Origin of the sequence: Haliscomenobacter sp. (assembly GCF_965225875.1) — a bacterium.
Lineage (GTDB): Bacteria > Bacteroidota > Bacteroidia > Chitinophagales > Saprospiraceae > Haliscomenobacter.
On the sequence record NZ_CBDDBS010000002.1, the window covers coordinates 107,860 to 128,225 of the forward strand.

The following is a 20,366-nucleotide window of genomic DNA, read 5'->3' on the forward strand; positions in this document are numbered from 1 at the left end:
CTATAAATTTCTTTTTGAAACAGTATGAGTTTGAATTATATTTATCGCATTTCCAATCTGTTTATCAATGTCCTTAAGGTTCTTGATAGCGTGGATCACATGCCGTTGTTTGCCTAAAGACAATTTTTGGAATAGAGCGTTGATCTCTTCATCCTGCTCTAGTAGTACCATCAAAACCTCTGGCATGTCAACCCCTAAAGGATTGGGGTCTTCTCGAAGCTCAAAAGCGACCACATCGCCCAATTGTTTATGGATGGCTTTTAAGTTTTTTCCACTAATGATGATAAAAAAGTTCCCGTCGCCCAGGTGATTAAGACCACATTGAAAAGTCAATTGTTGATCCAGGGTGCAAAGTAAGCGAGTATTGCGCTTGTTTTGGAAACCATTGACAGTTTCAGCAGAGAGGGTAAGATAAAAATAACCTCCCTTCCTTTTTTCCAATTGCCCAATGGACTGTTGATCACTGAAAAGTATCATGTTGATGTGATGTATTAATCGCGTATGATCATAAAAAAAAATCCAGACCTTTGTTCAACAATACATCTCTTTTTTCATCCGTTTCCACCTCCTCGTTTGTCACAACTGCAACAATCAAAATTTATTCAGTATGACAAACAAATTCAAACAAGTACTGCTTAGTGCTTATGGTGCCCCAGAGGTGTTAACCTTGGTTGAAGCAGAGATTCCACAACCCAAACCAGGCGAAGTCATTCTTCAAACGGAAGCCATCGGCGTAAACTATTCCGACACCCTGCGCAGGCGCAACCAGTATTTTATGCCGACTCCTCTACCCCATGTGTTGGGTTCGGAAGTTGTAGGGGAAATCATTGCGGTGGGTGAAGGTGTTGTTGCGCCTTACACCCTAGGTGCAAGGGTATTGGCAATACTTCCTGCTGGTGGGGGCTACGCCGAATGTGTGACTGCCCACGCCCAATATTGTGTACCAATCCCTCCACACTTGGATGCCAAAGCAGCAACGGCTATTTTTGTGCAAGGTTCTACCGCTCAATTGATGATGGCACAGGTAGCTAAAGACGTAAAAGGAAAATCCGTATTGGTCAATGCTGCTGCTGGAGGTGTGGGTTCTTTATTGGTACAGTTGGCCAAAATGGGTGGCGCCAAAGTTTTTGCTGCGAGTAGTTCTGATCAAAAATTGGAAGTAGCCAAAGCAAATGGAGCCGATGTGCTCATCAACTACTCTAAGCCCAACTGGGGTATTGAACTTAAAAATCAAAATGATGGAAAAGGTGTAGATCTTGCCTTTGAAATGGTAGGCGGCGATGTATATGATGAAACTGTAAAATCATTGGCACCTGGAGGGCAACTTGTTATCTATGGCTGCGCCAGTGGAATTCAGGGCACTGTCCATCCAGAGTATTTTGTGGATGAAAATTTGAGTCAGATTGGTTTTAATTTGGCGCATTTCATCACCCATCAAACTGCGGTTTGGCAAGAAGCATTAGGCGCAGTAATCGGAATGATAGCTAAGGGTAAATTGCATATTTCCACGCCCCATTCGTTTTTATTGCGAGATGCTGCGGAAGCCCATCGTCAAATCGAAGCCCGCAAAACGACGGGCAAAGTAGTGTTGACTACCAAATAAAAATCCTGCAATATTCATTCAAACTGGGTATAGCTCATTCGCTGTACCCAGTTAGCAATTTTGAAAATGAAAGAAGAAACAACCTTAAAACAGGCCATAGAAGGTGACATCAATGCCTTTCAAGAACTATTTATCGGGTTTCAAGCACAATTAAAATCCTATCTGTATCGACTTTTGGCCAATCGCAATGATACAGAGGACATCCTTCACGATACCTTCATCAAGGCATTTGATAAATTATCGACGTTTAAGGGCGAGTCCTCTCTAAAAACATGGGTTTTTCAAATTGCTACCAACCTCGCGTACAATTACTTAAAAAGGCAAAAACGCTGGACAGCTGATGTGAGTGAAAAGGCAAAAAAACTGGTGCTCGGAAACGAAGTTTTACGCGCAAAGATTGTCCAGGTTCACGAAAGCGCAGTAGATTCAAGGTATGAGATGAATGAGCACATTGATACCTGCTTTACCTGCATTGGCAAAAATCTCCCCATTGAAAATCAAATTGCAGTTCTGTTGAAAGACGTGTATGACTTTTCAGTTGCCGAGATTTGCATCATCCTTGACAAGACAGAAGGTGTGATCAAATACTTATTGCAGGATGGCCGGAAAACCATGACTGAAATATTCGACCACCGTTGTGCCTTAGTAAATAAAAACGGGGTTTGCCATCAATGTTCGGAATTGAACGGTTGGTTCAACCCCAAACAAAATCAGCAGGAAATGTTAATCAAAAATGACCTGGTTAGAGGCTCAAAAAAATACAATCGGGAAGAATTGTACTTTTTAAGGGCAAGGCTGGTCAAAGGAATCGATCCTTTGCGCTCACAGGGTTCCCAACTCCAGGAGGTGCTGTTAGGTTGTAACCGTCTGGCAATGGAGGAATCTCAATGAGCGCCCCCCCAATTCATTCTGTTTTCAACACCTCCACTGGATTGGTCATTGCCGCTTTTACACTAAGAACACCCACCGTAATGGCGGCAATGAGTAAAGCCATGGTTCCAGCCAAAGCAAAAATCCACCAATCCAGATTGATGTGGTAAGCAAAACCACTCAGCCATTGCTGCATGAAATACCAGGCAATTGGGCTTGCCAGGAGAATCGCAATCAGCACCAGTTTGAGGAAATTCAGCGTAAGCATATTGGTAATACTTGCTATTGAAGCGCCCAATACCTTCCGAATCCCAATCTCTTTGGTGCGCCGACCAATCGAATGGATAATCAAGCCCAACAAACCGAAACAAGACAACAACACGGCCATAAAAGAAGCAGCAGTGGCAATATTGCCCAGGCGTTGCTCGGCCAGGTATTGCTTGTCGAAGTCGTCTTTTTCGAAATAATACTCGTATGGCTCGGTAGGAAAAAGTTTATTATACAGCTCTTTAAGTTGGGTTAAGTGATTGGCTAATTGCTCCGTACCCACTCGGATACTGATCAAATTAGAATTGGTGGATGGCAAAAACACCATGGGCTCGATGGCTTGTTGCAAGCCCCGGTTGTGGTAATCTTTGAGTACGCCTTTTACCAACAGATTTTGATCATTCCACTTAATCAACTGGCCTGCCGCTTCCGCGGGACGATCAAATCCCATTTGCCGGGCGGCTGTTTCATTCAACATAAGGGAATTGCTTTGGCTATATCCATTGCGGGCATCTTCAGCCGTGAGGTTTTTGCCTGCGAGGAGGGGGATTTCATAAGTAGGTTGAAACAAGTGATCAACCATGGCCATGGTGTAACTCTTCTTGGTGTCCTCAGGGGTAGAAAACTGTGAAGCAAACCCTGCTGTGGAGAAGTTTTGGTTGAACGTAGCGCCTGGTAAACAGCCGGTAAAACAAAAATCCTCTACCCAGGCATATTTTTCCAGCTCACTACGCAGTACATTCAGGTTTTGTTTTCTTGCCTCTGCCTCACCACTTTCAGGACCGCGAATGACCAAAATTTGTTCGAGGTTCATGCCCAGGTTCTTGCCTTGCATAAAGTGCAATTGACGCTGCATAACCAAAGCTCCGATGATAAACAAGATAGAAATGGCAAATTGTACAATTACCAATACATTCCGGGTTCCTATTCCCGAGCGAGCGCCTTGGGTTTGTTTATTCAGCATTTGAACCGGCTTAACTCCCGACAGCAACCAGGCTATATAAGCTCCAGCCGTAGCAGTGCCTAGCAAAACTACGGCAACAAAAAGCCACAAATAAGATTGGCCAAAAAGGCTAAAGGGGTTGATATCACGTCCGATCATGGCAGATACCATTGGACGAAATGCCGCAATCAAGGGCAAAGCAATCAGTACGCCAAAAGCGGTTAATAGCAAAGAATCCATAAAATAAGGTGCAGCTACCTGGATTCGGGTAGCACCAATGGTACGGCGAATACCTACATTTTGAACTTGCTGATACCCCTGAGCCGTAGACAAATTGACATAATTGGCCCATGCTATAAAGAGGATCAAAAAGGTAATGGCGCCCAAAGCCAAAATCAAGCTGCGATTGCCAAAAGTAGGATATGGATCGTCATTACTTTTTCCAAGGTGCATTTCTGCAAGTGGCTGTAACCGTACCCGAGACTCATTTTCAGGCAATACTTTTTTTAAACCCGCATTGATTTTTTGCTCCAATCGATCCAAAGCTATGCCGTCACGCAGCTCCAGGAAACTGGCATACGACGCCGAATACCAGGTATCCAAAGCGGCCCAATCATTTCCGTTCAAATTAGCGGGATTCTCCAGGGTGCGTAGGGAAAACAGAAGATCAAAGCGGTAGTCTGATGTCTCCGGCATGTCTTTAAAGACCCCGGTGATGGTATAAGGCAGTGCACCAAACTGGTTGTTCAACTTCAGGGTCATGCCCAATGGATCATCTTCGCCGAAATATTTTTTGGCATAGGATTCGGAAATAGCTACTTCCTGGGCCCGGTCAATATTGACCTTTCCGCTTTTTGATTCAAAACTAAAGAGGCGAAATAACTCACCGTCTGCATAAGCAATGGTACTCACCTCCCGAAAAGCATTGCGGGGCTTGTCTTCGTTAAGGCTGGTACCAAAACTAGATACCACGCCCTCACTGTTGCTGTTGGTACGGGCAAAATTTTGAACTTCAGGGAACTCCTTCTTCAGCCAGGGTGCCAAAGCAGGGGGCGTATAATCGCTGATTGTGCCATCCTTGTCCTCAATCAGGATTCGATACAATTGTTCGGTTTTTTGGTGGTAACGATTAAAAGACAGTTCAGCACTGATGTACGTCCAAAGCAACAACGCAGTGGCAATCCCGAGGGCTAAGCCGCCGATTTGCAACAAGCTAAATAATGGATTCTGACGGAACCGCCGCAGGGATAATTTGAAGAGCGTGCTGAACATAAATGAGCAGTTTTGGAGTGTAACCGAAAAATCAAACAAAGGTTCGATTGGAGAATCTCAAGCTTTGTTATAGAAGAACTCCATAAAACATGCCATATTTTTAAAAAAAATGAATATCAATTCTTTACAAAATATTAAAAAAAATACATGTCCAGATTCGGACAAAGCTGTTCGGATTTGTTAAACGCCTGATCAGTTGTATGATTCAATTATATGAGTCAGCTAATAAAATAACTGGCTAATCCCATATAAATCACCTAAATTTGTTGCATGTTTAAGCGTTGTCTATGTCGGATTTTAAATTTCAATATTCTTATGGTCAAATTTTAGGGGTAGTGATAAAGTTGTGAACCATCTATTTAAAAAGTGATATGGCGCAAAAGAAAAAAATACTCATTATTGGTCGACATCCTGCGATCATGGAAAAGGTAATTGTCCTGCTTGAAAAAAATGGCTACGACGCAACAGGGGCCAATCAAAATGAGGAAGCCATTGATTTATTCAGGATTAGAAACTTTGATGCTGTGGTAATTGGTGGCGGAGTGGATGCAGAAAGTAAAGCATTATTTCACAACCTTTTTCCGGCCATCAATTCTGGGATAAAAATCCTGGATGCTCATCCTAATTCCATTCTTGGCGACCTTAAAGCTCAATTAGGATAAGCAAAATTTTTCTGATTCCCCAGGATTTTTTGTTAGCAAATTTTCAAAAACCGTAGAGCATTAAAGACCCTTAGCACCGTCAAGTTTACACATAAAATTGTGGCGATTGGAAATTGCCAGTAGTTATGCATAAAACTTGACGCTGTGCCAATGGGCGGTTTTAAGCTACAAACCGCTCTTTTACAATTTTTCCATTTTCCCAATCCTGGATGGCTACTTCGAGCACTTTAAACGGACTACCATCCAAATCAAAGTCAAAAGACCAGACAATAAAGCTGCGGTTGTCTTTGACGATTTTTCCCGTACACGAAAAATCTCTCACATTAGAAATCTTGGCCGAGAAGGCGCGGCCGTTGGTTAAATTTTGCTCCATCCCCACAACTGGGATACCATCCAAGTCGGTTTTTTCAAAATCTGGATGGTAAAATTTTTCAAAAGCAAGCTCCCACTTGCCTTCCAGAGCCAATGAAACCAATTCCTCAACCGAAGTTGCAATTTGTATTGTTGACATGATTAGATAGATTTGAAAAGATTAGATTAATCGGCTACCTCCGTCTATATGAATGGTCTCACCATTTATGGAGGCATTTGACATCAAAAAAAGCTTGTACCTGAGCTTCATCTGATATATCCAGGGCTCGCCCAATGGCTGAACTACCTATTGCACGAGCAGTAGCCTCAGCTCTTTCCAGCGATCTACTGGTCAGGATGACCTGATTGCCCCACTCAGCAGCCATCTCTGCAACAGCTTTGCCGATGCCCGAACTGCCTCCAATGACGATGATTTTCTTTTTTTTCATTTCCATTGAAATTCTTTTAAATAAAATGATAGGACAAAGTTGAGGAGAATTATCTTTACTCACAAAAAGTAAGGTACCTACAAAAAAGTGCGTGTAATTATGCGAAAAGAAACTTCTACCAATTTCATCAATGAGCAGTCCATTACGGATGATTGCCCTATTGCGGCTACCCTCAAAGTGATTGGAGGACGCTGGAAACTGATTATTTTGTGGAATCTGCGGGAACAGCCCTTGCGTTACAAAGCGCTGCAAAGGAGTATACCCCACATTTCAGAAAAAATGCTCACCCAGCAATTATCGGTCTTGGTGGAAGATGGATGGGTTTTAAAAAAAGATTATGGTGAAATTCCGCCCAGAACGGAGTACAGCCTGAGCAAACTAGGGGCATCTTTTATTCCAATTTTGGATCACATTTATTCCTGGGGTGTAGAAAACGATATCATCGAGAAAGTGAAACTTGGTATTCAGAAATAACACCTTTGTATTTGTTTAGTTAATATAGGTAGTAAGTCATGTATGTGACAAAATTGTTGTTTCTCCATTTTTCCGTCAACAATCACCGCTCTTTTTAGTTAGGAAAAGCAGATTTCTAAAAACCGAAACCATTATGAATCAGAAAGTTCACCTCAATTCAAGAGGCTGGCGGAGCTTTGCCTACAGCCTTTTTTTAACCCTCTTCAGTTTTAGTATTGTTACCTCAGCCCAGGCCCAAAACAGTTGCCGCGCAAGTGTAGGCCGTTTGGGTGACCTCAAAATGTGTCAAATCGGCACCAGCAACAGTGTGCAGGCTACCCAAGTAGTAGCGCCCAGTGTACCCACCGGATTTCAAGTACTTTATGTATTGACCAAAGGAGACAGCCTGGTCATTCAGGGCGTGAGCCGCTTTCCCTATTTCCGCGTAACCCCTGATGCCAATTACACCATTCACACTCTAGTGTACAATCCCAGTACCCTGGATTTGAGCATTGTCAAGCCCGGCATAACTACGGGTTTTGACGTCAATGGCTTACTCATCCAGGGCGGCGGCAACATTTGTGCAGCCCTGGATGTAACTGGAGCCAAGTTCAGCTTTAGCGCTTGCGAGGCACCCTGTTTTGCCAGTGCTGGAACCTTACGCCCAGAAACCCGCGCCTGCCTGGATGGGGATACCCTTACTTTGCGGGCGACTGTAGCCACTGCCCCCGTAGTACCCGATAGCTTCCAGGTAGTTTATGTGCTGACGCGTGGAGACAGCCTGGTCATCATCAATGCTGGTGCAAAACCAGAGTTCAAAGTCACTGCTCCGGGGAAATACACCATCCATACCTTGGTATATAATCCAGCCACCTTGAACCTGGGAATTGTGCAGCTTGGTGTCACTACAGGTGTTACAGTCAACGGTTTGTTGCGGCAAGGAGGAGGTAGCATTTGTGCTGCCCTGGACGTAGCTGGAGCGAAATTTAACGTTGAAATTTGTCCATGCACTGCCAATGCTGGAACCTTACGCCCATTGACCGATGGTTGCTTGCAATCCGGTTCGGCCAACCTTAGAGCGGTACAGGGAGCTCGTCCGGTTGTACCAGCAGGCTATCAAGTAGCCTATGTGCTTACGCGGAGTGACAGTTTGGTGATCGTCGGAGCAGGAGCTAGCCCCAATTTCACCGTAAATGCTGCTGGCAAGTACACCATTCATACGTTGGTATACAATCCAGCTACCCTCAATTTGGGGATTGTACGCCCCGGGGTAACCACCGGATTCGATGTTAATTCACTGTTGCGTCAGGGCGGTGGCAAAATTTGTGCTTCACTCGATGTAGCAGGTGCGAAATTTGAGGTATCCACTGCAGTTTGCTGCAAAGCCGAGGCGGGTAGTTTGCGTGCCCTCAGCAGCTCAGCTTGCTTGCAAGGCGGACAGGCAGTACTTGCGGCCAGCATTCGACAGTTGCCAACGGTACCCACGGGTTACCGCTTGTTGTACGTGTTGACTTCGGGCAACAACCTGGTGATTCAGCAGGCAAACAACCTGCCGCTGTTTACGGTACGGGATACGGGGCGATTCACCATTCATACCCTGGTGTACAACACCTCAACCCTGGATTTGGGCATCGTCAAATTTGGTCAGACTACTGGGGTAGATGTCAACGGTTTGCTGATCCAAGGTGGAGGCAGCATTTGTGCAGCGCTGGATGTAGCGGGAGCGAGCTTCAATGTAAAAAATTGCCCATGTCAGGTCAACATCGGTCGTATTATACCTCAACCAAATACTTGTCTGAGTGGCATTCGCCCTGTAAGGCTCAAGGCGAGTATTCTGCACCAGCCCAGCGGCCCTAGCGGCTACCGTTCCTTGTGGGTATTGACCGAAGGAGATAGTCTGATCATTCGGGCGGTAAATACCAACAACCCAGAGTTTTTTGTAAACCGCGAAGGGAAATACCGCATCCACACCCTGGTGTACAATCCAGCTACACTGGATTTGAGCATCGTGAAACCGGGTCAAACGACCGGGTTTGATGTAAACAGCCTATTGGTACAAGGTGGAGGTAGCATCTGTGCTGGGCTGGACGTAGCTGGAGCCGCCTTTACCGTAAGACGTTGTGGTAGCAATGCGGTGGGTACTTTGCAAAGCTCGACGATCTTCCCCAATCCAACCCAGGATTTACTGAATGTTCAATTGGGCGATAAGCTGGGCACCGGTAAAATCACCCTTGAGGTGTTGGATTTGAATGGCAAAATCACCCAGCGTCAAAATCTGGAGGCTGGCAGTACACAAGCCGAATTAGACATCCATACCCTTCCGGCCGGAATGTATTATCTGCGGGTTTCTACCGAGGGACAGGCGGGTGAGATGCTGAAATTCAGTAAGCAATAAGAGCCCATAGAATAAATTCAAGCGGTAGTAAAAAGAAGTGTCCTGTTTTCAATTTGCATTGAGAACAGGACACTCTTGTTTTGAGGGAAATGGGAAACCATATTTATAAAAAAATCTTATAATTTCCATTTAAAACATAAATAAAAACAAATGAAATAAGCCTTTCATTTTTGCGCTGCCAAATTTTAACCCATCAGGGTAAGCATATTTCACCCTGGGTATAAACACAAAACAGCATGGAATTTCAAATTTTAATCAGCAATCTCACCAATCCAACTTTGCTATTTTTTGTACTGGGCATCATTTCCGCATGCTTAAAGAGCGACCTGGAAATACCCGCCTCTTCGAGCCGATTCATCTCCCTTTACTTGCTTTTTTCCATTGGCTTCAAGGGAGGTCAGGAGCTGGCGCACAGTGGATTTAATGCCGAGATTGTTTACTCCCTCTTATTTGGGTTGGCCTTGGCCGCTATCATTCCCCTGTACACCTTTTTTATCCTGAAGAGGAAACTCAGTGTCAGCGATGCTGGTGCTGTCGCGGCGTCCTACGGCTCGGTAAGTGCAGTCACCTTTGTAGCAGCAGTCTCTTTTTTGGAAATGGAAAAACTCACCTCGGGGGGACATATGGTAGCAGTGATGGCACTCATGGAGTCGCCTGCCATCATCGTGGGGGTCATTTTGATGATGCAATTTGATAAAACAAGTGAAGGCTCGGAGAAGATAAGTTTGGGCAAATTGCTCAAACATTCCTTTACCAATGGCAGTGTGCTGATGATACTGGGAAGTTTGATCATTGGGCTCATCGCCGACACCAAACAAGCCGAAGGCATCAAACCATTCACCACCGATATTTTTAAAGGATTTCTGGCCTTGTTTCTTTTAGAAATGGGGATTGTAACCGCCAAACGTTTTGCTACCTTCTGGCGATATGGTTGGTTTGTTACCCTTTTTGCCATTATCATCCCTGCCATAAACGGTTGTGTGGTGGCCTACCTGAGTCAATGGATGACCCATGATCCGGGTAACCGTTTCATCTTTGCCATCCTGGCGGCCAGTGCCTCGTACATAGCCGTTCCTGCTGCCATGCAATTGGCTGCACCCAAGGCTGATCCTGGGCTATATGTACCCATGGCACTGGGCGTAACTTTTCCTTTCAACATTACCATTGGTATGCCCTTGTATTTTATGGTTGTACAAGCCTGAATCAAGAGCCTTAAAAAATAATTTCAGGCTTTACCCTGCCAAATTTTAAACACAATTATTATGAACATGTATCTGATTTCATTGAGTGGTATTTTGCTGGCATTGTACAGCATTGCTCTTGCACTAGGTACCTCCAATCTGATTGCCGCCGAGTTTTTTAAAGCAATGGCCTTACTCATAGGGATGGGTATTTTTGGCTTTTTGCAGAAGTCAGGGATAACCGATCAACGTAAATAGTGCCATCCTCTTTTGTTGGAAGACAATTTAGGCTTTGGCAGGTCTCCAAAGTGGACCAACTGCAAGAAAGAGCACAATCACGTTAAAAACAGCATTGGAGGCATTGCCCGAAGCGATTGACCCGGAACTGTCCAAAATAAACCAGGCCAAAAGCCCACTTAGTACCGCTTTCCTCACGCCTTCGGGGGCGAGGTCGTACACCCATTTTTGCAAACACCAAACGCATACCCCCCAGCCGAGTAGGAAACCACCCGTAAGTGCAGAAAGAAACCGGGTGGTGGCTGCTTCGTAATTTTGTACGCCATCTACCGGAAAACTTAAAAAATCAAGCGTCCATCTGGCTGGCTCCGAAGTGGCCAACATAGTGCCTAAAAAGAAGATGGGGCCAAATGAAGCGATCACAAAAGCGGTGATTTTCAGATACGATTTGTGCGCTTGTTGGGTCATTAGATTGCTCATTTAATGGTGATTTTGAGCAAAAGTAATGGCCGCTGCCGGGCAATTGTAGACGCTACCGTACAATGGGCTAAGTAACGCTGAAAATTTTGCGTCATACTAAACGAAATTTCGGGCAATCCGTTTCAGGTTGCTGAAATAGGCGGATAGCCATAGAGGATTGAGGTTTTCAGCGTTGATTTGCAGGTAAAAATTCTCCAAAGCCAATTCAAATAAACTTTCTAACTGCCCTTGACTGAGGTTGAGGTTCAAGTCTTTTGCCCAAAGTTTGACAAATTCGTTTCCAATGATCTGATTGGATTTGTGCAGTGTTTCTTTGTAGTGTTGCTGTTGTTGATTGATCCGCAACTGACGGTTAAACAATAAGTCCATCTTGTGCTCTACCAAAATAGTGATCAATTCAGGGTCGATGTTTTTGGCATTTTTTTCTTTGGCCGCCATTACTTCGGACTGCTGCAAATGAAATTTCAAAAGATATTCTACAAAAATTTCCAGGTCAGCAAAATGGTGGTAAAAGGAAGACTTGCTAATGCCTACTTTTTTAGCAAGTGCTTCCACTTTTAGTCCATTTTCACCAGATAAGGCAAAAATTTCGTACCCTGTTTTGATCCAGGTGTCTTTGTTTTCGGTCATAGGCTTTTGTTTGCTAATACACTACACTTTCGGCAACACTGCGATAATTATCGAGGTCCGTTTGTACACTTGCTAATTTGCTTGTCAAGGAGTGCAACGCAACCTTCCCAAGGGGCAGCCGCAAAGGCGGTTTTTCCATCGTAGTCATGTTGTAAATGGCTGTAGCTGCTTTGTTTGGATCGCCTTCCTGCAGGCCGTTGACACTTTTCAACTTCTCTTTAAACGCCCCTGCGGTTGCAAGATAATCATCGATGGTTTGTTCCGCAAATTTGAGACTACTGCCAGCAAAATTAGTCCGGAAAGGCCCGGGCTCAACAATGGTCAGTTTGATGCCAAGCGGTTCAATTTCCTGAGCCAGGGCCTCGCTAAATCCTTCCAGGGCAAACTTGCTGGCGTTGTAAATTCCAAATCCTGCAAATGCTTTAAAACCTCCGTGCGAAGAGATTTGAATGATGTGCCCACTTTTTTGTTGGCGAAACAGGGGGAGAAAAGTCTTGGTGAGATTTATTACTCCAAAGAAATTTGCTTCAAAAACCGCTCTTGTTTCTTCGTTGCTCGTTTCTTCGATTGCCCCCGCAAATCCCAGTCCGGCATTGTTCACCAATACATCGAGTGCGCCAAATGTTGAGTTTACAAATTCAAAAGCATGCTGAATGCTCCCTGGATTGGTCAAGTCAAGTTTGATTCCAATGGCCTTATTTGGATACAAATCATTAAAAGCATCAATTTGTGCCTGCTGTCGAAAGGTGCCAATGACCCTATCGCCACGTTCAATAACGGTTTGGGCCAAAGCCTGACCCAAACCACTGGAAACACCGGTGATCAACCAAGTTTTCTGTGTCATGTCCCTTAGATTTAGGCAAAGAAACGTTCTTTAATGATCTGACCATCTTGCCAATCTTGAATACAAATTTCGACTGTGCTGATGGTACCCAGGTCTTTTACATCAAAATCCACATCCCAAACAATAAAGCTACGATTTCCTTTTACCACCGTACCAGCATTGGTAAAAGTTCTTACTTCGGTAATGTTACCCAGCAAGGTTTGATTGGCTGCGATGACCTTCTCTTTGCCCTGAATGCTGATGCCATCTAAATCAATTTTTTCTACGTCCTGGTGGTAAAACTTTTGCCAAGCTTCCAGCCCCTGACCCGAAAGGGCAAGGGCTACAATTTCTTCTACTGAACTTTGAATTTGTGCCTCTGTCATTGCCAGAATGGTTTAAAATTAGTTTGTCATTATTGACAGGGCAAAGGTGCGGCGATGTGAAGCTTGAGGGTTATGACAGAAACTACCTTGTTCGGTATTTTTCGGACATTTTGGTTTTAAATTCCTGTGGCGTATGGTTTGTAAAAGATTTGAAGGTTTTAGCAAAGTATGAACTGTCAGTAAAATTCAATTCAAAAGCAATTTCAGCGATGGTTTTGTCGGTAAAAGTCAATAGCCGTTTGGCTTCAAGAATGCTTCTGGACCTGATGATATCGGTCGCGGTGTTGTTGGTGATTGCTTTGCAAATCAGGTTGAGGTGGTGCTGAGTAATGTGCAACTGTTCGGCATAATAATTTGCGGTTTTGTTTTCCCAAAAGTGATCTTCTAGTACTTGTTTGAATTGCTTAAACTGGATCAGGTATTTTTTGGAAACTATGTTAGGATTGGTGGTGTCGATGTGTCGCTGAACTTGGGCAAGTAAGATATGCAAGTAGGCCTGAATGATGCTTGTATTGCGGTCTTTGCGTTTTTGTTCAGCTTCAATTTGATAAATGAGCTTGGATACCTCAGCAAACGATTTTTTGGTAAAAGCAATACAAGGATTTGCATACAGGTTGTCTAAAAAACTCAGTTCGAATAAGGTGTCTTGGTTGCTTCGGTTGAGGAGATAAAAATCTTCTGTAAACAAGATGGTTCCACCGGAAAGTGGTTTCCATTCTTCAAAATGATGCACCTGGTTGGGTGAAATAAAAAACAAGCTATTGGGTTTTACTTCGTATTCGTTATAGTCAATGATTTGTTTGCTTTTGCCTTTTTCCGTCCAGAGTATTTCATAGAAGCTGTGTTTGTGAAAGTCGTCCACGTTGGGTTCAGCCATTTCGTCAAAGCGCAGGATTTCAAACTCAGTCGGGTTATGCGGCTGGTTGATAAAATGGCCAATGTTGTACATTTGAAAAATGTCTTTCATGATTCACACAGTCAATGATTTTTTGTGATCATGGATAAATTGCTCAAAACTTGTCGGAGCTCTACCGGTGATTTTCTCCACCCAATCTGTTATGGAAGGTTCTTTCTGAAACCGTGGAAAGTAGTGTAGCATGATCATTACCAGAATCAACATCGTCGGCATTTTTTCTTTTCTTTTTGTCAAGAAGAAACTAATGAGATTGGGAGATTTAAACCGAATATTAATCTCTAATTTACGACTTAAGGCTTCAGCCATTTCCGAAAAAGTCAAACTTTCTTTACAAGTTAAATCATAGGATTGATTGATGTGCGCGGAAATATTGATCAAAATTTTAGCGGCAACCTCACCGATATCCCGCACATCAATGAGTGTAAACTTGGCACGACCAGCAGGTAAACAAATTTGTTGGTGCTGTATTAAGTCATTACGCAAAGTGGTGGTAAAGTTTTGCATGAAATACGCAGGTCGCAAAAAGGTGTACGGTATTTTACTTTCCACCAAAAGCTTTTCAATTTTGTGATGCGGGATAATTTTACTGTGCTCTACGCCCTGAACGGATAAAAAAACAATGTGCTTTACCCCTTCATTTTTGCAAGTATCCACGATTGGTTTAAAATATTTTTCTACTTCTGAAATTTGGGGTGGTCTAAGTAAAAATAAGATGTCGAAACCCGCTAGAGCCTGTTGGTATGATTTGAAATCGGTAAAGTCAAACTGTGAAAATTGAATGGTGTAGTTGGCAAATTTATTTTTGTCTTCATTTATATCCCTTACTCCAGCATATAGGTCAAGGTTGTGCTGCAGTTTGCTTAAAGCATCGATTACCACGGTTCCTACATTTCCGGTAGCCCCTGTAATTAAAACTTTTGTCATTTTTATGGAGGTATTTTCGTTTGGGTTGTCATTTAGCATTGCCACAAGCTACTAAAAAAATGGTGGAAAATATCAGCTACACCGTTCCCTACCTTTGGTGTTGCGTAAACCCGCTCATGACCTTTTCCATAATTTTCACCTTTATAAAACGCGGCACTGTGCGCAAGGCATAAGTCAATACTTTTGAAAGCAACCCTGGAACCACCTTGCTTTGTTTACCCAGGGCCCTGAGTATAGGAACGCCCAGTCGATCTGCGGCCATGGCATTGTCCATTTTCATATTGGCCCTTTGCCCAAATCCACTCTGAACAGGTCCAGGCGCAGCAGCCAACACATCCACGCCAAATGCCTTCAACTCCACGGCCAGGGCTTCCGAAAATGATTGAATGTAAGCCTTGGATGCGGCGTAATTGGCAGCATAGGGCACTCCCTGAAAGGCGACCAAAGAGCTCAAGAAAATGATTCCTCCCCTCCCCTGTTCCTTAAACTGTTGCGCAAAATAATGGGTAAGGGCAAGCACCGCCTCACAGTTTACTCGCAGCATGTTGATTTCCGAATCCAGTGAAGCATCCACAAACAAGCCGGAAGTTCCATAGCCTGCATTGTTGATGAGTAAGCCGACCTTCAATCCTTGGGTAGACTGAATGATTTTTTCCACGCCATCTTTGTCCGACAGATCGGCAACCACCGATTTAATCTCAATCTTGTGGCTTTGTAGTTGCTGTGCAACCTTAAGCAAACGCTCTTCATTTCTGGCATTGAGAATGAGGTTGAAGCCAGCTGAGGCCAACTGTGTTGCCAGTTCCAACCCAATTCCCGAAGATGCACCCGTTACGATCGCCCATTCGCCGAATTGGGTTTTAATCCTTTGTTTTTCTGTATTGGAAAGATCCATTTTGGGTATCCATTTTAATTCATGGCAAAGATGAACCGTAGGAGAAAAACAAAACGATAACAAATGTTAAGGCTTTTTATGGAATCAAACTTTGACTTTTGAGCCTGCTCAAGTGAACGGGAGTGATCCCCAGGTAAGAGGCAATCATGTGTTGAGGAACGCGATTGTGAATGTTAGGAAAAATTTCATTCATCAAATCATAACGCTCTTTGGGGCTTAAAGTATAAAGGTATTGAATGCGGGAATCCAAATAAACAAAGTAGTATTCGGCAATCAATCTGCCCAATTTTTCACCTTGCTCCAGATTGGAATAACCCCAATCAATGGCCGATTTGGGTATTACGATGGTTTCGGTATCCTCCAGGGCTTGTAGCTGATACGCTGATTTTTGTTGGGTCAAAAAAGCACGGTAATCGGCGATAAACTGGTTTTCGATGGCAAAATGAATGGTGTGTTCAGTACCACCAAGGTCATCCAATTTAACCCGAATGATGCCTTTTTCAATAAAATACACCTCCGTGATGAATTTTGCTTCCTGACTCAACAGCGCTTTTCGTTTGAATGCTTTTTTGTAGCACAAACCTGAGAACGCCTCAAGCTCTTCATCTGAAATGCGGATCATTTGTTTCAGTATTTTCTTCAATTGAAGCATTGGATCAAACCTTTTTTATCAAATGGCAATTTGGCAAAAAGGTTTGATCCCTTTCAACAGAATAATAAAATTCCTCAACCGATGATGCGCTTGTCTTTGGCTACATACCGCGCAAAGCCCAGCAATGCTCCAGTAACCATGATGTTGCGGAAAAAATTTACCATTTCCAATTCCATTTCGCGGGCCAGATCAGCTGCCATCATTTCCGCACCCAGTTCCTGGCCACTAGCCCGTGGCAAGTGCACCAGAACAGCCATTAAAATGACATAAAGCGCCATGAGGGTATAGGCCAGTTTATCGTACTTGCCGATCACGGCACTAGTGATGAACAAGACGATGCAAACCATCGTAAAATAATTCCAGAACAGTGGGAAAGGAAGATAGTCGGGTACAAAACTTGCACCCACTTCAGGTTTACCCAGGTGTAAGCCCACGTACATCAAAAACGACAGTGGGAATAAATAGCGGCCAATGCTCAATAACTTATCCATGATGATTAAATTTCGAAGGGTGACATAGGACGGATTTCGGTGTAATTCGCATTGCGAATTCTTTCATCCCGTGTCAATTTAGTGATTCAATGACACAAAATTCCGGCATTGAACTCCAAAGACTCTTGATAAATGTCAATGATTTTGGGCCTTACAACTTTCCTTTGAGGCGGGTCATGGTTTCGGGGCTGATGCCCAGATAAGAGGCGATTAGTTTGCTGGACAGGCGGGTCATGAGTTTGGGCTTGTTTTCCATCAACCATTTAATCCGATCGAGTGCATCCAGAGAAGTCAGGGTATTTACTCGGTACACCGTATTGCTGTAGGAGAGCTCCAGAATCTGCTGATAAATCTGTGCGAAGGCCGGAATCTCTACCGAAAAGCGTTGAAATGCATCATAATGTATGCGAAGTAATTGGCAGGGTTCAACACATTTGATGTATTCTTCGGAAGCTTGTTGATTTTTGAATCCAAAAATATCCGTCACCCACTGCTCTTCGGTGTACAGCTCGCGGGTGGCTTCATTGCCATTTTTATCGATGACAAATACCTGCACACAACCTTCTACAATGAAGTAGACATGCTTGCAAACCTCAGCTTCTCGAAGCAGGTAAGTTCCTCGTTTGGGGTGTAGAGGTTCAAACGCATTGGCTACTTCTTCAAAGCGTTCGGGGATTTTGCCCAAACGTTTGATAATGTGTTCCTGAAGTACCTCAAGCATAGGAATTGGTTTGAATGAAGGAGATTCGAGATAGTGAAGATAATAAACACTTGATTAAACCTTCTCCTTCGGTTTTCTTTCACGACTTTTTTATCTTTGAAGGTGCAATACCCCATTTTTTAGGCGTTATTGCTATTCAACCCGTATTAAATGCAACCCGAAGCCTTAGATACCTTCCAAGCTACCTTACGTGAAAGTCTGGCCAAAGATGGACTCAGTTCGGCCATCACTATGCTCAAAAAGGCCTTACCCGAACAAACAGAAAAGTACAACCTGGTTTTTCAATTGGAAACCCGGCTCAACCGCATCAATAAAGACCGCATCAAGGGGATTCTCAGTCAGGAACAGCTAGAAATTGCCTACAACCGCTTGAGTGATGACATCCTCAACCTGGTTACCAACCTTACTACCGAAGATTTTGAAGTACCCAACACTACTGCCGCTGCGGGAGGACGAAAAACCGGAGCACTACTCTACCAAATTCCACGCAAGATGGAATTGGACCCAGAAAAAGCCTACCGTTGTATTGTGCGCCTGGCCTTTAACGAAGAAGTAATTGTTGAAAACCTGGACCTCAATAAGGACACGGTTTTAAAACCAGTGCGGGTATCTGAAATCATGGAGGTGGAGTTAAAAGACCCCAACGATGCCCCAGCTTTCAACATCCAGCTCATCAATTCGGCGGAGCAATTTTTAGAAGAACACGCTTATACCGAGTGGCAATTCAAGGTCAAACCAATCCGTACTGGTGCCTTGCCCCTTTTATTAGTAGTAGCCGTCAAGGAATACCTGCACAATCGCCCCGTCAAACGGGAAATAGTACTGGAAGAAATCATCGAAGTAGTAGCTGAACCCCTTGAAAATGTAGAAGCCACGGCAGGTTTCCAGAGTGCGGGCTACACTTTTTTGTATTCTTCCGAGCCCGAAAGCCGTACAGGGGGGCTTATTGCTACCGTGGTCAATGGCAAATACAGCATGGTCGCTTCTATCTTGCTCCTCTTTATGTTTGCGGCGGGAATTTGGGCTTTGGGTACACGGCTAGGTTGGTTTGATCGGAAGCCCAAAATCATTGAAGAACCCAAACAGGAAAAAACAGATCCATCCCTAAAAAGCAACCAAGCTAAGAGGGATAGCAATCAATCTACCATCGACGTTGTCCTCGATACCCCTGTTGCACCAAAAGATACTCCAGCAACAGCGCTGAACAACAAAGCAATTAATGTCAAACCAAGCGATCCAGCAAAAAATAAAACTAGTGGCGCTGCAAATAAGAGTAAGGCCGTCCCTAAAATAAAAAACGCCGGTCAAAAGCCAGTAAAACCCTTGGAAAACAAACCTTTGGATCCGGGGCCGATCAAACCAGGTGATCCGACCAAAGTGCGCAAATCAGGTTTCACAATGGTGAGGGTGGAAGGAGGAAAACTCCCCTTGGAAAAACATTATGGCAACAAGGTCTGTCCCACTGATACCATCCAAATCAACAGCTTCCGTCTGGGCAAATACGAAATCACCCAAACCGATTGGTTGGAAATTATGGGCAAAAACCCCGCCTTTAAAAAAGGCTGTGCAGATTGCCCGGTTGAAAATGTTTCCTGGAATGATGTGCAGGAATTCCTGCAAAAGGCCAGTAAAGCCAGAGGCAAAAGATACCGCCTGCCCTACGAGGTAGAATGGGAATATGCTGCGCGTGGCGGCAAAAATCCACATGGATTCCAGTATCCAGGCAGCAAACAAGCCAGTGAGGTAGCCTGGTTCAGCACCATCAAGGAGCATACCCATAAAGTAGGGCTAAAGAAGCCCAATAACCTGGATATTTATGACTTGGGGGGCAATGTACGCGAATGGTGCCAGGGGAGTTTTCCTGCGCAGCTTAATTGTAAAGTTGAAAATGAGGCTAAAAAGCCCTTGCGCGGTGGCTCCTGGGTGAGCCCCAAAAACAAGATCAAGGTAACTGCGCGTGTAGATGCAAAGCTCAACGCCCGCGATGAACAAAGTGGATTGCGTTTGATTGAAGAGTAAATGACTTACCGTGGCCAGGGCTGATACAAAAAAGTCATCCCCAGGCTGGAGCGTTTCAAGGGATATTTTTGCACCTCCACGTCGTTGGACGGGGCTTTGGGCGCAAGATTGACCAGGCCCAGATCAAGGTGGGCCGCAAGACGCCATCTTTTGACACCGTACCCTATTTCTCCACTCAAGCCTGCATTTACTGGCCTAAAATCCGCGTATTCCATTTCATCCTTATTGAACACCAATGCTTGGTGGTAATCGTTTTCCAAATCGCCATTCTCCACATTTTTGAAGGTGAACTTGCCAGCTACCCCTAGTGCAGCAAAGGTGCCCACACCAGCACTGAATTTGCCCACTCGATAATGGAGTAGCAATGGCAATTGAAGCTCAAAAACGCCAAATTGGTACTTGTTTTCTAGGATGGTTTCTTGATTGAGGTAATCATTTGTTTTGATGGCTTTAAAGCTGTATTGATTGAGCACAATTCCGGTAGAGGCAAATAATTTATCACTTAAATCGTATTCAATGTCAAAACCCAGAGACAAACCAGGGCCGGGATTGGCCTGCCAACTGCTGACGTACGCATTATCAATGGTTATGTCCTTTGGAAAATCGTAGTTCGCCAGGGTGAAATTCGCTCCTCCCAAAAAGCCCATGCGGACTTTTTGGGAGAATGCGTAAACTGTCATTAAATTAAGTAAGGCTAACAGGAGATAAGTTCTTGTGGTGTTCATATTGAAGGTATTTGGCTTCAA

General features: G+C 44.1%; 23 protein-coding genes. 8 read left to right on the top strand and 15 right to left on the bottom strand.

Annotated elements, in window-relative coordinates; all coding sequences use genetic code 11:
• Positions 1 to 441 carry a DUF1905 domain-containing protein gene (locus ACO08K_RS03515; RefSeq protein WP_421795013.1) on the bottom strand — a complete coding sequence of 147 codons (441 nt, stop codon included), beginning with the start codon at positions 439 to 441 and terminating at the stop codon, positions 1 to 3.
• 166 nt (positions 442 to 607) lie between these two features.
• Between ACO08K_RS03515 and ACO08K_RS03520 the strand changes: the two genes are divergently transcribed.
• Entirely contained in the window at positions 608 to 1,603 is a 996-nt protein-coding gene (locus ACO08K_RS03520; RefSeq protein WP_421795014.1) for a quinone oxidoreductase family protein, read from the top strand.
• Positions 1,604 to 1,669: 66 nt separating this feature from the next.
• Complete coding sequence (locus ACO08K_RS03525; RefSeq protein WP_421795015.1) at positions 1,670 to 2,494, top strand: RNA polymerase sigma factor; 825 nt, start codon at positions 1,670 to 1,672, stop codon at positions 2,492 to 2,494.
• Between the two features lie 13 nt (positions 2,495 to 2,507).
• On the opposite strand, the gene ACO08K_RS03530 is transcribed toward ACO08K_RS03525, so the two are convergent.
• Positions 2,508 to 4,955, bottom strand: coding sequence for an ABC transporter permease (locus ACO08K_RS03530; RefSeq protein ID WP_421795016.1), 2,448 nt, complete (start codon positions 4,953 to 4,955; stop codon positions 2,508 to 2,510).
• A 371-nt stretch (positions 4,956 to 5,326) separates the two neighbouring features.
• On the opposite strand from ACO08K_RS03530, the gene ACO08K_RS03535 reads away from it, so the two are divergent.
• Entirely contained in the window at positions 5,327 to 5,617 is a 291-nt protein-coding gene (locus ACO08K_RS03535) for a hypothetical protein (RefSeq protein ID WP_421795017.1), read from the top strand.
• 160 nt (positions 5,618 to 5,777) lie between these two features.
• Here ACO08K_RS03535 and ACO08K_RS03540 read toward each other — a convergent pair whose 3' ends face one another.
• On the bottom strand, positions 5,778 to 6,128 hold the full coding sequence (locus ACO08K_RS03540) for a SnoaL-like domain-containing protein (RefSeq protein WP_421795018.1): 351 nt from the start codon (positions 6,126 to 6,128) through the stop codon (positions 5,778 to 5,780).
• Positions 6,129 to 6,186: 58 nt separating this feature from the next.
• Positions 6,187 to 6,417, bottom strand: coding sequence for an SDR family NAD(P)-dependent oxidoreductase (locus tag ACO08K_RS03545; RefSeq protein ID WP_421795019.1), 231 nt, complete (start codon positions 6,415 to 6,417; stop codon positions 6,187 to 6,189).
• 99 nt (positions 6,418 to 6,516) lie between these two features.
• On the opposite strand from ACO08K_RS03545, the gene ACO08K_RS03550 reads away from it, so the two are divergent.
• From ACO08K_RS03550 to ACO08K_RS03565, 4 genes are all read left to right on the top strand, one after another.
• Positions 6,517 to 6,891 carry a winged helix-turn-helix transcriptional regulator gene (locus ACO08K_RS03550; RefSeq protein WP_421795020.1) on the top strand — a complete coding sequence of 125 codons (375 nt, stop codon included), beginning with the start codon at positions 6,517 to 6,519 and terminating at the stop codon, positions 6,889 to 6,891.
• Positions 6,892 to 7,024: 133 nt separating this feature from the next.
• Entirely contained in the window at positions 7,025 to 9,265 is a 2,241-nt protein-coding gene (locus tag ACO08K_RS03555) for a T9SS type A sorting domain-containing protein (protein ID WP_421795021.1), read from the top strand.
• A gap of 236 nt (positions 9,266 to 9,501) precedes the next feature.
• Complete coding sequence (locus ACO08K_RS03560) at positions 9,502 to 10,467, top strand: sodium-dependent bicarbonate transport family permease (RefSeq protein ID WP_421795022.1); 966 nt, start codon at positions 9,502 to 9,504, stop codon at positions 10,465 to 10,467.
• A 60-nt stretch (positions 10,468 to 10,527) separates the two neighbouring features.
• The gene (locus tag ACO08K_RS03565; RefSeq protein WP_421795023.1) at positions 10,528 to 10,704 is read left to right on the top strand and encodes a hypothetical protein; all 177 of its coding nucleotides are present in this window, start codon (positions 10,528 to 10,530) and stop codon (positions 10,702 to 10,704) included.
• 27 nt (positions 10,705 to 10,731) lie between these two features.
• Here ACO08K_RS03565 and ACO08K_RS03570 read toward each other — a convergent pair whose 3' ends face one another.
• The 10 genes from ACO08K_RS03570 to ACO08K_RS03615 form a co-directional block, all read right to left on the bottom strand.
• Entirely contained in the window at positions 10,732 to 11,163 is a 432-nt protein-coding gene (locus tag ACO08K_RS03570) for a hypothetical protein (RefSeq protein WP_421795024.1), read from the bottom strand.
• A gap of 96 nt (positions 11,164 to 11,259) precedes the next feature.
• Positions 11,260 to 11,793 (bottom strand): TetR/AcrR family transcriptional regulator, encoded by a 534-nt coding sequence (locus tag ACO08K_RS03575; protein WP_421795025.1) that lies wholly within the window; start codon positions 11,791 to 11,793, stop codon positions 11,260 to 11,262.
• Between the two features lie 13 nt (positions 11,794 to 11,806).
• Positions 11,807 to 12,637, bottom strand: a complete 831-nt coding sequence (locus ACO08K_RS03580; RefSeq protein ID WP_421795026.1) for an oxidoreductase — start codon at positions 12,635 to 12,637, stop codon at positions 11,807 to 11,809.
• An 11-nt stretch (positions 12,638 to 12,648) separates the two neighbouring features.
• Positions 12,649 to 13,002, bottom strand: a complete 354-nt coding sequence (locus ACO08K_RS03585) for a SnoaL-like domain-containing protein (protein WP_421795027.1) — start codon at positions 13,000 to 13,002, stop codon at positions 12,649 to 12,651.
• Between the two features lie 82 nt (positions 13,003 to 13,084).
• A complete protein-coding gene (locus tag ACO08K_RS03590; protein ID WP_421795028.1) occupies positions 13,085 to 13,969 on the bottom strand; it encodes an AraC family transcriptional regulator in 885 nt (294 codons plus the stop codon).
• 3 nt (positions 13,970 to 13,972) lie between these two features.
• Entirely contained in the window at positions 13,973 to 14,842 is an 870-nt protein-coding gene (locus ACO08K_RS03595) for an NmrA family NAD(P)-binding protein (RefSeq protein WP_421795029.1), read from the bottom strand.
• Between the two features lie 88 nt (positions 14,843 to 14,930).
• A complete protein-coding gene (locus ACO08K_RS03600; protein ID WP_421795030.1) occupies positions 14,931 to 15,737 on the bottom strand; it encodes an SDR family NAD(P)-dependent oxidoreductase in 807 nt (268 codons plus the stop codon).
• A gap of 76 nt (positions 15,738 to 15,813) precedes the next feature.
• Positions 15,814 to 16,359 (bottom strand): Crp/Fnr family transcriptional regulator, encoded by a 546-nt coding sequence (locus ACO08K_RS03605; RefSeq protein WP_421795031.1) that lies wholly within the window; start codon positions 16,357 to 16,359, stop codon positions 15,814 to 15,816.
• Positions 16,360 to 16,463: 104 nt separating this feature from the next.
• The gene (locus ACO08K_RS03610) at positions 16,464 to 16,880 is read right to left on the bottom strand and encodes a hypothetical protein (RefSeq protein ID WP_421795032.1); all 417 of its coding nucleotides are present in this window, start codon (positions 16,878 to 16,880) and stop codon (positions 16,464 to 16,466) included.
• Positions 16,881 to 17,031: 151 nt separating this feature from the next.
• Positions 17,032 to 17,601, bottom strand: coding sequence for a Crp/Fnr family transcriptional regulator (locus ACO08K_RS03615; protein ID WP_421795033.1), 570 nt, complete (start codon positions 17,599 to 17,601; stop codon positions 17,032 to 17,034).
• A 150-nt stretch (positions 17,602 to 17,751) separates the two neighbouring features.
• Here ACO08K_RS03615 and ACO08K_RS03620 point away from each other — a divergent pair, with 150 nt between their 5' ends.
• Positions 17,752 to 19,620 carry an SUMF1/EgtB/PvdO family nonheme iron enzyme gene (locus ACO08K_RS03620; protein ID WP_421795034.1) on the top strand — a complete coding sequence of 623 codons (1,869 nt, stop codon included), beginning with the start codon at positions 17,752 to 17,754 and terminating at the stop codon, positions 19,618 to 19,620.
• 5 nt (positions 19,621 to 19,625) lie between these two features.
• Here the strand turns inward: ACO08K_RS03620 and ACO08K_RS03625 are convergent, their stop codons facing one another.
• Positions 19,626 to 20,345 carry a porin family protein gene (locus tag ACO08K_RS03625; RefSeq protein ID WP_421795035.1) on the bottom strand — a complete coding sequence of 240 codons (720 nt, stop codon included), beginning with the start codon at positions 20,343 to 20,345 and terminating at the stop codon, positions 19,626 to 19,628.
• Positions 20,346 to 20,366 lie beyond the last annotated feature (21 nt).